Here is a 13,012-nt window from a genome sequence, read left to right as displayed (position 1 = left end):
GTCCGAGGCCGTCCCGGGCTCCGGGAGGTTGAGGAGGTGCTCATGGGAGCCCACAAGACCGCCCGGGACGAGGAGTTCCGGACGTTCGTCGGCAGCGCGTGGTCACGGCTGCTCAGGACGGCGTTCCTGCTCGCGGGGGACCGGCACGGCGCCGAGGACCTGGTCCAGCAGGCGCTGGAGCGGGCGTACGCGGCATGGAACCGGGTGCGTGCCGCGGACGACCCGTACGCCTATGTGCGCCGGATCGTGATCAACGAGCACGCCAGACGGTTCCGGCGGCGGCTGGTCGAGTACCCGGTCACCGAATTCCCGGACCGGCCCGCACCGGCCGGCGCCGACCCGGACGACCGGGCCGTGCTGCTCGCCGCACTCGGCACTTTGCCGCCGCGCCAGCGCCAGGCCGTGGTGCTGCGGTACTGGGAGGACCTCAGCGAGACCCAGACCGCGGTGGCCATGGGCTGCTCGGTCGGCACGGTCAAGAGCCAGGCGGCCAGAGGCCTGGCCAAGCTCCGCGGGGCCTCCTCACTCATCGGACTGACCAGCATCGGAGGGGCAAGATGAGCAACGAGTTCCTGCCCGGGAACACGGCGACCGGAGACGAGACGGCGGCCGTGCGGGCCCTGGGCGAACTGGCCGGGAGCGTCGAGACCGGGACGGTCCCGTACGACCGGCTGGTCGCCGGCGGCCGGCGGCGACTGCGGCACCGGCGGCTGCTGACCGCCGGGGTGGCGGCGGTACTGGTCGCCGGCATCGCCGGGGGCACGGCGGTGCTCGGCGAGCGCGGCCGGCAGGCCGTCTCGACCGTGGTGGCGGCCTCGGCCGGGGCCTCGGCCACCGCGGTGAGCACCACGGGCGCGCCCACCGCCCGGGACCCGTTCAACCCCGTCCGGGTCAAGGTCGCCGAAGGCAGCGCGAACGGCCACACCTGGCAGGCCTGGACGGCGCTGTGGCCGGCCGTCCCCGGCAAGGAGGACTTCGCCAAGCAGGCCCGGATGATCCAGGCGGAGCGGCACGCAGCCAACCCGGCGGCGAAGCCGGTCACCCAGAAGGACATCGACGACAACTGGGACACGCGCATCGACAGGGTGAACTACTACTACACCGTGGACGGCAAGCGGCAGGCGGACGACACCCTGCACGCGGTCTCCGCCCCGGGCGGGTTCCCGGGCGTCATCGGCAGCTCGTCGCTCGGCCTCGACGACGGCGCGGGCATCCCGCCGGTGGTGATCGAGGGGGTCCAGGCCGACATCACGAAGGTCGTGGTCGCCTGGAAGAGCGGCGGCACCACCGAGGCGGTGCCGGTCGTGGTCGGGGACTCCCCGTTCCGCTACTACGGCATCCTGGCGAAGCCGGGCACCGACGCGGCGACCGTCACCTACTACACGGCGGACGGCTCGGTGGATCGCGTCAAGGACACCTGGCTCCGGACCTCCTGAGCCGGTGGCCGCGGGTGGCCGCCGGGGTCGGTGGCCGGGGCTGCCGGGGTGATCGGGGCGGTCGGGGCGGTCGGGGCGCCCGTCACGGGTGGAGCGCGGCCTGGTCGGCGTCCGGGAGCCAGTCGCGGGCCGGGTCGTAATCCAGCCACCGGTTGCGGGCCGCCCCGGTGGTGAACGCCCGCAGCAGGTCGTCCAGTCGGGGGTGCGGGTCGGTGTCCGGACCGGTGCGCCAGAGCAGCGACCAGGCGTAGAGCGGGGTCGGCTCCGCCAGCGGGACGGTGCGGACACCCGGGCGCCCGGGCGGCGGGCCGTCGGCGGGGACGAGGGAGAAGCACGCCGGGTCGGCGCGGACCTGGTCCACGAAGTGCTCCAGGCCCAGGTTGGTCGAGCCGACCCGGCGGGCGATCCCGAAGCGCTCGGCGAAGCGGGTCAGGAAGTCCAGCCGGTCCACCGCCGCCGGGTAGCGCAGCACACTGTCCCGCAAGTCGTCCGGGCGCAGGACGTCCCGGCCGGCCAGCGGATGGCCGGTGCTCAGCAGGACGTCCACCGGCTCCAGCCGGACCAGCCGGTGCGTCAACTCGCCCCCGCCGCCCGGCAGCCGGTGCACCCGGCCGAACCCGGCGTCCGACTCCCCGCGCAGCACGGCCGCCGCGACGGACGGCAGGTCCCGGCCGGGCACCGGCTCCACCAGCAGCCCCGGCGCCGCGTCCACCGCCTGCGCGAGCGTACGCATCGGGGCGTACAGGTGCCCCCACACGTCGATCCGCAGCGGCCGCGCCGCGCACCCCGCGGCCGCCACCGCCCGCTCCCCCTGCGTCAGCGCCCGCCGGGCCGGCTCCAGGAACCGCAGCCCCGCCCCGGTCAGCCCCACCCCGCGCGCGTCCCGGTCCAGCAGCCGCACCCCCAGCACCGCCTCCAGCCGCGCCACCCGCTTCGACAGCCCCTGCTGGCTGATCCCCAACCGCCCGGCCGCCCGCCCGAAGTGCAACTCCTCGGCCGCCACGACGAACGCCCGCACCTGCGCCAGATCCAGATCCACCCGGGCACCTTAGGGCCTGCCCGCGAACTCCCGCGGGGCACCCGCCCTGGCCGGGGTCGCGGCGCGGCCGCGGCGCGGCCGGGTGGATCGTCGCCGCCCCGCGGCCCGTCGCTCCTGGCCGGACAACCGGTGGTTGTCGCCGTCGTCCCGCGGTTGTTGGACCGGCCGGGGCGGCGCGCGGTGGGGTGAGGGGGTGACCGACGGAGGAGTGGGGATGAAGGCGCTGGTGGCGACGGGTCGGGCGGCGGAGCCGGTGCGGTTCGCGGAGGTGGAACAGCCGCGGCCGGGGCCGGGGGAGGCGCTGGTGAAGGTGGAGGCGTTCTCGGTGAACCGGGGCGAGACCTTCCAGCTGGAAGCGCCCCGGGCCGGGTGGCGGCCGGGGAAGGACGTGGCCGGGCTGGTGGTGCAGGCCGCCGCCGACGGGTCGGGCCCGGCCGTCTGCCGCCGGGTGGTCGGGCATCCGCCCGCCGCCGGGTGGGCCGAGTACGTGTGCGTCCCGACCTCCTCCCTCGCCGAACTGCCCGACGGCCTGGACACCGTACGGGCCGCCGCGCTGCCGCTGGCCGGCCTCACCGCGCTGAGGCTGCTCCGGGCGGCGGGGCCGCTGGCCGGACGGCGGGTGCTGCTCACCGGGGCCTCCGGGGGCGTCGGGCACTACGTCACCGAGCTGGCCGCCGCGGCCGGGGCCGAGCTGACCGCCGTCACCGCCTCCCCGGAGCGCGGCCGGCGGCTGGTCGAGCTGGGAGCGGCCGAGGTGGTCCACGAGCCGGGCGAGGCGCGCGGTCCGTACGACCTGGTGCTGGAGTCCACCGGCGGCGCCGCGCTGCCGCTCGCGCTGGCCCGGCTGGCCCGGCGCGGCACCCTGATCTGGTTCGGCCAGGCCTCCCGGACGCCCGTCACCCTCGACTTCTTCGACTTCTTCGCGGGCCCGGAGTCGGCGGTCGTCCGGCACTTCCACTACGCGGACTCGGACGTCCCGGACGGCGCCGACCTGGCCACCCTGGTGCGCCTCACCCGGGAGGGGCGGCTGACCCCGGAGCTCGGCCGGGTCGCGCCCTGGGCGGAGACCGCCGCCGTGCTCACCGACCTGCGCGAGCGCCGGATCCGCGGCAAGGCCGTCCTGACCCTCGCCTGACGTCCGCCCGGCACCCGCCCGACGCCTGCTCCGAATACGAACGACGCGAACGACACGAACGACTTCGAAGGGAACCTCCGCCGTGCCCGACCTCTCCTTCCTCGACACCCCCGGCCTGCTGCCCGCCTTCGTCGAGGAGAACCGGCCGCGCGCCCACGGCGCCGGCCTGGACCCGTACGAGTACGCCCGGGTCACCGCCCCGCTGACCTCCCCGCACGACTGGCCGGCCGCCTGCCGGGCGGCCGGCCACCGGCACGCCGGGGCGGCGGAGCGGGCCGCCGCCGAGGGCCGCACGGTCACCGCCGGCGAGCGGTACCGGAGCGCCGCCCGCTGGTACCACTTCGCCGGGCTGCTCCCGCACCCCGACCGGGCGGCCGCGGCCCAGGCCGCCGCGGAGGCCGACGAGGCGATGCGGCGGGCGCTGGCCCTGCTCGACCCGGGGGCGGAGCGGGTCGAGGGCGAGGGCTTCGCGGGCTGGCTGCGCCGCCCGGCGGCCGGCCGGGAGGCCGACGGGAGCGGCGGCCGGGCCCCGGTGGTCCTGGTGGTGCCGGGGATGGACTCGGGCAAGGAGGAATTCCACGCGGTCGCCGACGCCCTGCTCGCCCGGGGTGTCGCGGTGCTCGCCGTCGACGGGCCCGGACAGGGCGTGCTGGCCGCCGGCAGCGCGCCGGAGCCGGAGTACCACCGGGTGGTCGGCCGCGCCCTCGACGCGCTGGCCGGCCGTGCGGGGCTGGACCCGGACCGGACCGCCGTGATCGGCCTCAGCCTGGGCGGCCACTACGCGGCGGTGGCCGCCGCCCGCGAGCCGCGGCTGCGCGCCGCCGCCGTGGTCAGCGGCCCGTACCGGCTGGACTGGGAGGGCCTGGTCCCGTTCGTCACCGCGACCCTGGCGCAGCGCTGCGGCGGGTACCGGGCGGCCCGCGCCTTCGCCGAGCGGATCGACCTGACCGCCCTCGCGCCGGCGATCACCGTCCCGCTGCTGGTGGTCGAGGGCGGCGAGGACCGCATCCCGGGCGTCACCGCCGCCACCGCCCTCGCCGAGCACGCCCCGGACGCCGAACTGCTGCTCGTGCCGCACGGCAACCACCTGCTCGGCACCGCCCTGCCGGACTGGCTCCCCGCCACCGCCGACTGGCTCACCGACCGGCTGACCGGCTGACCGGCTGACCGGCTCACCGCCCGGCTGACCGAGCCGCCGCCCGGCTCACCGCCCGGCTCACCACGGCCGACCGGCCGGGCACCCGGTGACCGAGCGAGGCGGCGGCGAACAGCAGGCCGCCGGCCAGGAAGAACGGCTCGTAGCCGAAGGTCACGAACCGGGCCGGCGCGTCCATCTCGGCAGCCGAGCGGCTGCCGACGGCCAGCGCGATCCAGTCCGGCACGGAGGGCGCGGCGTGCAGTACCAGCAGCGCGGTGGTGCCCCACAGCGCCGTGCCCAGCAGCCGGGCCGGCACCCGTGCGCCCCACCGCCGCAGCGGCGCCAGCGCCACCGCGGCGGCCACCGCGCACAACGGGATCGCGATCACGTCGATCACCAGCAGCGGCGTGCTGCTCCACACCGACCGCCCGTCCGGCAGCCCCAGCCGTCCGTCCGCCAGCCAGTACAGATGCACCAGCGCGAAGGCCACGGCCCACCCCGCCGCCGCGTACCCGGCTCCCCGCACCACCCGGTTCCAGCCCATGTCCCGTGTCGTCTCCATGCCGTCCACGGTCCCGCGCCGCCCCGGCCCGCCGGATCGTCCCCCGGGCGGGTCCCCCTCCCCCTCCGGGGGGAACCGGGTGATTGCCCCGAGGGACCGCCAGCATTGTGCAGCTGGTGCAGCTAAAATGCAGGCATGACAGCCATCACCATTCGCGAGGTCCCGGACCCGATCCTGGACACCCTCAAGCTGAAGGCCGCGCGGGCCGGAAAGAGCCTCCAGGCCTACCTGCTCGACCTCGTCACCCGGGAGGCGGCCACCCCGTCGCTCGCCGAGATGATGACCAGGCTCGACCGGGAGACCCGAACCGAGGTCAGCACGGCCGACATCCTCTCGGCCATCGACGAGGGCCGGGAGCGCCGGTGACATCCACCGTCGTCGTGGACTGCTCGGCCCTGGTCCGAGTGCTCACCGACCACAGCCCGGTCGGCCACGCCGTACGCGCCCGGCTCCGCGAACTGGACGCGCTCGCGGCCCCGGGTCTGCTCGACTACGAGCTCGTCTCGGCCCTGTTCGGAATGGTTCGGGGAGGGAAGCTCACCGGGAAGGAGGCGGAGAAGGCGATCGCCGACTACCGCTCGCTCGCCGTCACCAAGCACGAGACGCTGATCCTCTGGCAGCGGGTTCGGGAGCTCGACCACAACATCAGCGCCTATGACGCCCAGTACGTGGCACTCGCCGAGACCCTCGGTGTGCCGCTGGTCACCAGTGACGCCCGCATCCGGCGCAGCGGCGCGGCCAGGTGCGAGATCGAGGTCTTCGTGTAGTCGACCGGCCCGGCGGCGGAACGACGAAGCCCCCGTAGCGAATTCGCTACGGGGGCTTCCCGGTTGTGGCCAGGGCCGGGGTCGAACCGGCGACCTTCCGCTTTTCAGGCGGACGCTCGTACCAACTGAGCTACCTGGCCGTACTGCACCGTCTCTTGCGAGACGAGCGATCCCGACGGGACTTGAACCCGCGACCTCCACCTTGACAGGGTGGCGAGCTAACCAACTGCTCCACGGGACCTAGAAGTGGCGAACCACTCAGGGTCTTGCGGTCTTGCGCACTGCACTTTACTACGGTACTGCGTGCCCCCAACGGGATTCGAACCCGTGCTACCGCCTTGAAAGGGCGGCGTCCTGGGCCACTAGACGATGAGGGCTTGCGGCCTGTCCCGCTGTTTCCAGCGTTCGGGGACGTCGAGAAGCATATGGGATGCAGGGCGGATCGCCAAAACGGGTTTCGCCCGGGTGGGGGTGCGGGGTGGGTGGGGCCGGTGGCCGGGGGTCAGGACCAGCCGAGTTCGTCGAGTTCGTGGTCGTCGAAACCGAAGTGGTGGGCGACCTCGTGGATGACGGTGGTGCGGACCTCCTCGACCACCTGCTCGCGGGTCTCGCAGTGGCGCAGGGTGGGGCCGCGGTAGATCAGGATGCGGTCGGGCAGGACGCCCGCGTACCACTCGCCGCGCTCGGTGAGCGGGGTGCCCTCGTAGAGCCCGAGGAGCTCCGGGTCGCTCGGGTCGGGCTCGTCCTCGACGAAGACCGCGACGTTGTCCATCATGGCCGCGAGGTGCGGGGGGATCTGGTCGAGGGCGTCGCCGACCAGCGTCTCGAACTCTTCCCGGGTCATCTCCACCGGATCATTGTCCGGTGTCGGATGACGGTGTGCCAGGTGGCGGAGCCCGGTGTTTGATGGGGCTATGACGACCTCGGAGGGCGCCGTGGACGACGCCGCGGGCGGCACCGTGGACGGCGCCCCGGCGCGGGTCCGCCGGCCCGGCCGGCCGCCGGTGCTGCGCGGGCAGGGGCGGGCGGTGGCGGTGGTCGCGGCGGGCGGGGCGATCGGCGCGTGCGCGCGGTACGCGGCCGGGCTCGGCTGGCAGACCGGCCCGACGGCCTTCCCCTGGACGACCTTGCTGGTCAACGTGGTCGGCTGCGCGGTGATCGGGGTGTTCCTGGTGGTGATCACCGAGGGGCGCCAGGCGCATCCGCTGGTGCGGCCGTTCTTCGGCACCGGCGTGCTGGGCGGGTTCACCACCTTCTCGACGTACGCGGTGGACATCCGCCGCCTGCTGGAGGACGGCCGGACCGGGCCCGCCCTCGCGTACCTGGGGCTGACCCTGGTGGGCGCGCTGCTCGCGGTGTGGGCGGCGGCCGGGCTGACCCGGCGTCTGATCCACCGGGTCGTCCGCCGCGGGGCCGGGCGGGGTGCCGCGGAGCGGGCCGGGGGTGTGCGATGAGCCGGCTGAGCGGGCCGGCGCTGCGGCTGACCGTGCTGATCGGGGAGAGCGACCGCTGGCACCACCGACCGCTGTACAGCGAGATCGTGCACCGGGCCCGGGAGGCCGGGCTGGCCGGGGCGAGCGTGTTCCGGGGCATCGAGGGGTTCGGGGCCTCGTCGCTGGTGCACACCACGCGGCTGCTGTCGCTGAGCGAGGACCTGCCGGTGGCGGTGGTGATCGTGGACGAGGAGGAGCGGGTGCGGGCGTTCCTGCCGCAGCTGGACGGGATGGTGGCGGAGGGGCTGGTGCTGCTGGACCGCTGCGAGGTGGTCACCTACGCGGGGCGCGGGGCGGAGCAGGGTTCGGGCCGGGGGCCGGGCCGGGAAGCGGGCCCGGGGGAGGCGACGGAGTGAACTGGCTGCTGGTGGTGGCGGGCGCGGTGGTCGGCGCGCCGCTGCGGTACCTGACCGACCGGGCGGTGCAGTCCCGGCACGACTCGGTGTTCCCGTGGGGGACGTTCACGGTGAACGTGGCCGGCTGCCTGATCCTCGGGCTGGTGACCGGCGCGGTGGCGGCGGGCGCGGCCTCCTCGAAGGTCCAGCTGCTGCTGGGGACGGGGCTCTGCGGGGCGCTGACCACCTATTCGACCTTCTCGTACGAGACCCTGCGGCTGACCGAGACCGGCGCCGGGCGGTACGCGCTGGCCAACGTGGCCGGCAGTGTGCTGGCCGGGCTGGCCGCGGTCTACGGGGGCGCGGAGCTGGCCTCGGCGCTCTGGGGCTGAGCCGCGGACACCGGAGAGGCGCCGAGGGGTGCCGGACGGGCCTTGAGCGGCCCTGGGCGGCCCCGGGGCGGCCCTGGACGGCCCCGGGGCGGGCGGCCGGAGCGCCGGCCCCGCCGGGCGAGCTTGCGCCCTGCCCGTGTCCCGCCGGGCCGGGCGCGCGTTGGGCACCGAAAGCGGCCGCGCGAGTGGGCGGCCCGGGTGGGGCGGTAGAGAGGGACCTCAGTGGCTTCGGTGCGGGCGGCGCGGACGGTGCGGGCGGTACGGGCGGTGCGGGTGCGGCTGGCCGCGGCGCGTCCGGCTCCGGGGCGGGTGGCGGCGGTCCCGCGCTCGCGCGCGGTGCGGGCGGCGGCGCTGCTGACGGTGGCCGGGCTCGGGCTGACCGGGTGCATGTCGGTGGGTCCGGCGGCGGAGGAGAAGCACGGCGTGGCGCCGGTCGGGCAGGCCGGGCCGGCGGTCCGGCCGGGGGCGACGGGCGGGCCCTCGGCCTCGCCGGGCTCGGGGCACCCGGGCGGGGCCTCGGGGCACCCCGAGCGGTCGGGGGGCCTCCAGGGCGACGGCGGGTCGAACGGGGCCTCGTCGACGGCGCCCGGCGAGGCGGCCCCGGGGGCGAACGGCGCGGTGGCCGGGGTGGTCCCGGTGCCGGGGGCGGGCGCTCCCGACGGTGGTCCGGGCGGCGGTTCGGCGGGCGGTACGAACACAAGTCCCGTTCCGCACCCGGGCGGTGGAGCGGGCGGAACCGGCGGTGCGGCGGGCTCCGGCGGTACCGGCGGCACCGGGGAGGGCCGGTCCGGCGGCGGCGCGGCCGGGGGACCCACGACCACCCCGAGCAGCCACCCGTCCGGCACGCCCGCGCCGGAGCACAGCTCGCCCGCCGCGACCGTCCCGCCGGCCCCGGATCCGTCCTCCGGCAGCTCCGGTTCCTCGGCACCGAGCCCGCGCGCGGCCGGGCATTAGCGGATTGAGCAGGGCATTTGCCTCCGATCCCCAGGCTCGTCTATGGTGGTAGATCGTTCGTTTGATCCATTTGACTGGCGCCCTATTCCCATCTGGCGCCCTTGGCGCGTTCCGGCGATCCGTGGCTGACCGCATAGAGGCGGTTGTGAAACAGAACCCCGGACTTTGGCGCGTGCCACTTCCGGAAGGTTTTGCATGTCTCTCGTTGACGACGCCCGCTTCGCCATGCCCGCGAACGAGGCCGCCGCCGATGTCACCGACTCCGACGACACCATCGACACCACCGCGGACGAGGTGATCGCCGAGGCCGAGGAGGCCACCGAGGAGGCGGCCGCCGAGCCCACCATCACCTTCGGCGACCTGGGCCTGCACGACGACGTCGTGCGTGCCCTCGCCAAGCGCGGTGTCACCACCCCGTTCCCGATCCAGGCCGCGACCATCCCGGACGCCCTGGCCGGCAAGGACGTGCTGGGCCGTGGCCGCACCGGCTCCGGCAAGACCCTGAGCTTCGGCCTGCCGCTGCTGACCCGCCTCGCCGACGGCGAGCGCACCAAGCCCAAGCACCCGCGCGGCCTGATCCTCGTCCCGACCCGCGAGCTGGCCATGCAGGTCGCCGACGCCCTGGAGCCGTTCGGCTCGGTGCTCGGCCTCAAGCTCAAGGTCGTCTGCGGCGGCACCTCGATGTCGAACCAGATCTACGCGCTGGAGCGCGGCGTCGACGTCCTGGTCGCCACCCCCGGCCGTCTGCGCGACCTGCTGAACCGTGGCAGCGCCAAGCTGGCCGACGTCCGGACCGTCGTGCTCGACGAGGCCGACCAGATGGCCGACATGGGCTTCCTGCCCGAGGTCACCGAGATCCTCGACCAGGTGCCGAGCGGCGGCCAGCGCCTGCTGTTCTCCGCCACCCTGGAGAACGAGATCGACACCCTGGTCAAGCGCTACCTGAAGAACCCGGTCACCCACGAGGTCGACCCGTCGGCCGGCGCGGTCACCACCATGACCCACCACATCCTCGTGGTGAAGCCCAAGGACAAGGCGCCGATCACCAACGCGATCGCCGCCCGCAAGGGCCGCACGATCATCTTCGTCCGCACCCAGATGGGCGCCGACCGCGTCGCCGAGCAGCTCATCGAGGCCGGCGTGAAGGCCGACGCGCTGCACGGCGGCATGACCCAGGGCGCCCGCACCCGCGTCCTCGGCGACTTCAAGGACGGCTACACCAACGTCGTCGTCGCCACCGACGTCGCCGCCCGCGGCATCCACGTCGACGGCATCGACCTGGTCCTCAACGTGGACCCGGCCGGCGACCACAAGGACTACCTGCACCGCTCCGGCCGTACCGCCCGGGCCGGCCGCTCCGGCGCCGTCGTCACCCTGGTGCTGCCGCACCAGCGCCGCGGCGTCTTCCGTCTGATGGAGGACGCGGGCGTGGACGCCTCGCGCCACATCCTCGACCACGCCTTCGACGCGGAGGTCGCCAAGATCACCGGCGCCCGCTCGCTGACCGAGGTCCAGGCCGAGAGCGCCGCCAACATCGCCGGTGCCGCCGAGCGCGAGCTCGCCGACATGACCCGCCAGCTGGAGCGCGCGCAGCGCCGCACCACCGAGCTGCGCGAGGAGGCCGACCGCCTCGCCGCCCGTGCGGCGCGCGAGCGGGCCGACCTGGGCATCGAGGACGAGGAGCCGGCCGCCGAGGCCGAGGCCGAGGCCGGCGAGGCTTCGGAGACCGTCGTCGAGACCGCCGCCCCGGTGGCCGAGGAGCGCACCCCGGCGTACCGCGAGGCGCGCAACGAGCGTCCGGCGTTCGGTCGTGACCGTGACGACCGCGGCGACCGTGGCGGCCGTTCCGGCGGCTTCAACCGCGACCGTGACGACCGCGGTGGCCGTTCCGGTGGCTTCGGTGACCGTGACAACCGTGGCGGCGGCTTCAACCGCGACCGTGACGACCGTGGCGGCCGCTCCGGTGGCTTCAACCGTGACGACCGCGGTGGCCGTTCCGGTGGCTTCGGTGACCGTGACAACCGTGGCGGCGGCTTCAACCGCGACGACCGTGGCGGCCGTTCCGGTGGCTTCGGTGACCGTGACAACCGTGGTGGCGGCTTCAACCGCGACCGCGACGACCGCGGCGGCCGCTCCGGCGGCTTCGGTGACCGTCCGGCCCGTTCCTTCGGTGACCGTCCGGCCTTCGGCCGTGACCGCGACGAGCGCGGCGGCAGCAGCCGTCCGTTCGCGCGCCGCGACGACCACCGCTCCGGCGGCCGTCCGCAGTCCGACCGCGGTGGCTTCAACCGTGACCGCGGCGGCTTCGGCGCCGGCCGTGACCGCGAGGACCGTCGCCCGGGCGGTTTCGACCGCGACGACCGCAAGCCGCGCTGGAAGAACTGACGCCGCACCGGCGGTAGTCGACCGCCGGCCCGGCTGAACGTACGAAGGGCCCGCTCCGTCCCCCGGAGCGGGCCCTTCGCGTTTCCCCGGCGGCCTCGCGTTCCCCCGTGCCGGACCCCCGGAGTGTTGTTCTGGGAGTGAGAATAACCTGTGGCGTGCGGGCGCCGCGGTCCCGTAGCGTCGCGGCCATGAGCAGCAGACTGCACGATGTGGCGCGAGTGAACGAGGAGATCGCCGAGCGGGGGAGCTACCGGACGGCCGGGGGCGAACTCGTGCAGGTGGGGGAGGAGTTGGGGGCGGCGCGGGCCGGCACGGTGTCCTACGCGCCGGAGGGGCTGGACGCGCTGCTGGCGGCGGGCGACCGCGGGCCGGGGCCGGCGGCCGGACGGATCGAGGTGACGGCCGAGGGCAGCATCCAGGCCGCCCGCCGACTGGTCGGGGCCGGGGCGGGGCCGGTCGGGGTGCTGAACTTCGCCTCCGCGCGCAACCCAGGCGGCGGCTACCTGCGCGGCGCCCGCGCCCAGGAGGAGGACCTGTGCCGCAGCGCGCTGCTGTACAGCTGCCTGCTGGAGGCGCCGGACTACTACGGGGCGCACCGGGCCTCCACCGACCTCCGGTACAGCCACCGGGTGATCGTCTCGCCGGCGGTGCCGGTGATCCGGGACGGGCGCGGAGAGCTGCTGGCGCAGCCGTACCCCGTCACCTTCCTGACCTCACCCGCGCCCAACGCCGGGCAGCTGGAACGGCGTTCGGCCGGTGCGGACGTCCGGGGCGTGCTCGCCGAGCGGGCCGTGCGGGTGCTCGCGGCGGCGGCCCGGCACGAGGTGCGCACGCTGGTGCTCGGGGCCTGGGGCTGCGGGGTGTTCCGCAACGACCCGGCGCAGGTCGCCGAGGCCTTCGAGGGGGCACTGGCCCGGTACGGGGCGGCCTTCGATCAGGTGGTGTTCGCGGTCTGGGACCGCTCGCCGGTCTCGGCGAACCGGGCCGCCTTCGAGGCCCGGTTCACCGCGGGGTGACCGTCCGGGGGCCGGCTACTTCCGGCGGGCGGCGAGCACCGTGGCGGCCGTGGACGCCGCCGCGACCACACCGGTGACGGCGAGGACGGACGGCCAGGCGCCGATCCGCTTCGCCAGCGGGTGCGAGCCGCCGAAGGCCGCCACGTACAGGCCGGTCAGCGCCGCCGCGGTGCCCGCACCCGCGCTGCGGCGCCACTGCGCGGCGGCCCCGGCACCGGCCACCGCCAGCACCGCGCCGCCCAGTTCGCGCCGGCCGCTCCACCGGGCGACGCCGTAACCGCCGACCAGACCGCTCGCCGCGGTCAGCGCGGCGGGCGCGGCGGCCGTGAACACGTTCGGGACCTTCGCCATCGTCGACTC

General features: G+C 75.6%; 16 protein-coding genes and 3 tRNA genes. 12 read left to right on the top strand and 7 right to left on the bottom strand.

Going from position 1 to position 13,012, the window contains the following annotated elements; genetic code table 11:
• Positions 1-42: 42 nt before the first annotated feature.
• Positions 43-561 (top strand): SigE family RNA polymerase sigma factor, encoded by a 519-nt coding sequence (locus ACFVUY_RS00295; RefSeq protein WP_359897967.1) that lies wholly within the window; start codon positions 43-45, stop codon positions 559-561.
• Positions 558-1,436, top strand: coding sequence for a hypothetical protein (locus ACFVUY_RS00290; protein ID WP_387726311.1), 879 nt, complete (start codon positions 558-560; stop codon positions 1,434-1,436). The genes ACFVUY_RS00295 and ACFVUY_RS00290 overlap by 4 nt, the downstream gene beginning before the upstream one ends.
• 82 nt (positions 1,437-1,518) lie before the next feature.
• Here the strand turns inward: ACFVUY_RS00290 and ACFVUY_RS00285 are convergent, their stop codons facing one another.
• Positions 1,519-2,475 (bottom strand): LysR family transcriptional regulator, encoded by a 957-nt coding sequence (locus tag ACFVUY_RS00285; RefSeq protein WP_387726308.1) that lies wholly within the window; start codon positions 2,473-2,475, stop codon positions 1,519-1,521.
• Positions 2,476-2,689: 214 nt separating this feature from the next.
• Here ACFVUY_RS00285 and ACFVUY_RS00280 point away from each other — a divergent pair, with 214 nt between their 5' ends.
• A complete protein-coding gene (locus ACFVUY_RS00280; RefSeq protein ID WP_359897964.1) occupies positions 2,690-3,610 on the top strand; it encodes a zinc-binding dehydrogenase in 921 nt (306 codons plus the stop codon).
• A gap of 82 nt (positions 3,611-3,692) precedes the next feature.
• Positions 3,693-4,769, top strand: a complete 1,077-nt coding sequence (locus tag ACFVUY_RS00275) for an alpha/beta hydrolase family protein (protein WP_387726306.1) — start codon at positions 3,693-3,695, stop codon at positions 4,767-4,769.
• A 13-nt stretch (positions 4,770-4,782) separates the two neighbouring features.
• Here the strand turns inward: ACFVUY_RS00275 and ACFVUY_RS00270 are convergent, their stop codons facing one another.
• On the bottom strand, positions 4,783-5,310 hold the full coding sequence (locus ACFVUY_RS00270) for a DUF3995 domain-containing protein (RefSeq protein WP_387726303.1): 528 nt from the start codon (positions 5,308-5,310) through the stop codon (positions 4,783-4,785).
• Positions 5,311-5,445: 135 nt separating this feature from the next.
• Here ACFVUY_RS00270 and ACFVUY_RS00265 point away from each other — a divergent pair, with 135 nt between their 5' ends.
• A complete protein-coding gene (locus ACFVUY_RS00265; RefSeq protein ID WP_359897961.1) occupies positions 5,446-5,676 on the top strand; it encodes an antitoxin in 231 nt (76 codons plus the stop codon).
• Positions 5,673-6,077 carry a type II toxin-antitoxin system VapC family toxin gene (locus ACFVUY_RS00260; protein WP_387726300.1) on the top strand — a complete coding sequence of 135 codons (405 nt, stop codon included), beginning with the start codon at positions 5,673-5,675 and terminating at the stop codon, positions 6,075-6,077. The genes ACFVUY_RS00265 and ACFVUY_RS00260 overlap by 4 nt, the downstream gene beginning before the upstream one ends.
• Positions 6,078-6,143: 66 nt before the next feature.
• Here the strand turns inward: ACFVUY_RS00260 and ACFVUY_RS00255 are convergent.
• From ACFVUY_RS00255 to ACFVUY_RS00240, 4 genes are all read right to left on the bottom strand, one after another.
• A tRNA-Phe gene (locus ACFVUY_RS00255) sits at positions 6,144-6,217 on the bottom strand.
• A 27-nt stretch (positions 6,218-6,244) separates the two neighbouring features.
• A tRNA-Asp gene (locus tag ACFVUY_RS00250) sits at positions 6,245-6,318 on the bottom strand.
• 63 nt (positions 6,319-6,381) lie between these two features.
• Positions 6,382-6,454, bottom strand: a tRNA-Glu gene (locus ACFVUY_RS00245).
• Positions 6,455-6,579: 125 nt separating this feature from the next.
• A complete protein-coding gene (locus ACFVUY_RS00240) occupies positions 6,580-6,921 on the bottom strand; it encodes a metallopeptidase family protein (protein WP_359897958.1) in 342 nt (113 codons plus the stop codon).
• A gap of 70 nt (positions 6,922-6,991) precedes the next feature.
• Here ACFVUY_RS00240 and crcB (ACFVUY_RS00235) point away from each other — a divergent pair, with 70 nt between their 5' ends.
• From crcB (ACFVUY_RS00235) to ACFVUY_RS00210, 6 genes are all read left to right on the top strand, one after another.
• Positions 6,992-7,531 (top strand): fluoride efflux transporter CrcB, encoded by a 540-nt coding sequence (gene crcB / locus ACFVUY_RS00235; RefSeq protein ID WP_387726297.1) that lies wholly within the window; start codon positions 6,992-6,994, stop codon positions 7,529-7,531.
• Positions 7,528-7,926 carry a DUF190 domain-containing protein gene (locus ACFVUY_RS00230; protein ID WP_387726294.1) on the top strand — a complete coding sequence of 133 codons (399 nt, stop codon included), beginning with the start codon at positions 7,528-7,530 and terminating at the stop codon, positions 7,924-7,926. Before crcB (ACFVUY_RS00235) ends, ACFVUY_RS00230 begins: the two co-directional genes overlap by 4 nt.
• On the top strand, positions 7,923-8,297 hold the full coding sequence (crcB, locus tag ACFVUY_RS00225) for a fluoride efflux transporter CrcB (protein WP_387693927.1): 375 nt from the start codon (positions 7,923-7,925) through the stop codon (positions 8,295-8,297). Before ACFVUY_RS00230 ends, crcB (ACFVUY_RS00225) begins: the two co-directional genes overlap by 4 nt.
• A gap of 222 nt (positions 8,298-8,519) precedes the next feature.
• Positions 8,520-9,251 carry a hypothetical protein gene (locus tag ACFVUY_RS00220; RefSeq protein ID WP_387726291.1) on the top strand — a complete coding sequence of 244 codons (732 nt, stop codon included), beginning with the start codon at positions 8,520-8,522 and terminating at the stop codon, positions 9,249-9,251.
• Positions 9,252-9,446: 195 nt separating this feature from the next.
• Positions 9,447-11,636, top strand: coding sequence for a DEAD/DEAH box helicase (locus ACFVUY_RS00215; RefSeq protein ID WP_387726288.1), 2,190 nt, complete (start codon positions 9,447-9,449; stop codon positions 11,634-11,636).
• A 188-nt stretch (positions 11,637-11,824) separates the two neighbouring features.
• Complete coding sequence (locus tag ACFVUY_RS00210; protein ID WP_387726285.1) at positions 11,825-12,652, top strand: TIGR02452 family protein; 828 nt, start codon at positions 11,825-11,827, stop codon at positions 12,650-12,652.
• 15 nt (positions 12,653-12,667) lie between these two features.
• Here ACFVUY_RS00210 and ACFVUY_RS00205 read toward each other — a convergent pair whose 3' ends face one another.
• Positions 12,668-13,003 carry a hypothetical protein gene (locus tag ACFVUY_RS00205; RefSeq protein WP_387726282.1) on the bottom strand — a complete coding sequence of 112 codons (336 nt, stop codon included), beginning with the start codon at positions 13,001-13,003 and terminating at the stop codon, positions 12,668-12,670.
• Positions 13,004-13,012: the final 9 nt, after the last annotated feature.

The sequence above is a fragment of the Kitasatospora sp. NPDC058063 genome (assembly GCF_042885395.1).
GTDB lineage: Bacteria > Actinomycetota > Actinomycetes > Streptomycetales > Streptomycetaceae > Kitasatospora > Kitasatospora lactacystinica.
This window is presented reverse-complemented; position numbering and strand designations above follow the sequence as displayed.

Bases quoted from the DNA above. Each gene is read 5' to 3' on its own strand.
- ACFVUY_RS00295 (WP_359897967.1), top strand. From the start codon at position 43: ATGGGAGCCCACAAGACCGCCCGGGACGAGGAGTTCCGGACGTTCGTC.
- ACFVUY_RS00290 (WP_387726311.1), top strand. From the start codon at position 558: ATGAGCAACGAGTTCCTGCCCGGGAACACGGCGACCGGAGACGAGACG.
- ACFVUY_RS00280 (WP_359897964.1), top strand. From the start codon at position 2,690: ATGAAGGCGCTGGTGGCGACGGGTCGGGCGGCGGAGCCGGTGCGGTTC.
- ACFVUY_RS00270 (WP_387726303.1), bottom strand. From the start codon at position 5,310: ATGGAGACGACACGGGACATGGGCTGGAACCGGGTGGTGCGGGGAGCC.
- ACFVUY_RS00265 (WP_359897961.1), top strand. From the start codon at position 5,446: ATGACAGCCATCACCATTCGCGAGGTCCCGGACCCGATCCTGGACACC.
- ACFVUY_RS00240 (WP_359897958.1), bottom strand. From the start codon at position 6,921: ATGACCCGGGAAGAGTTCGAGACGCTGGTCGGCGACGCCCTCGACCAG.
- crcB (WP_387726297.1), top strand. From the start codon at position 6,992: ATGACGACCTCGGAGGGCGCCGTGGACGACGCCGCGGGCGGCACCGTG.
- ACFVUY_RS00230 (WP_387726294.1), top strand. From the start codon at position 7,528: ATGAGCCGGCTGAGCGGGCCGGCGCTGCGGCTGACCGTGCTGATCGGG.
- ACFVUY_RS00215 (WP_387726288.1), top strand. From the start codon at position 9,447: ATGTCTCTCGTTGACGACGCCCGCTTCGCCATGCCCGCGAACGAGGCC.
- ACFVUY_RS00210 (WP_387726285.1), top strand. From the start codon at position 11,825: ATGAGCAGCAGACTGCACGATGTGGCGCGAGTGAACGAGGAGATCGCC.
- ACFVUY_RS00205 (WP_387726282.1), bottom strand. From the start codon at position 13,003: ATGGCGAAGGTCCCGAACGTGTTCACGGCCGCCGCGCCCGCCGCGCTG.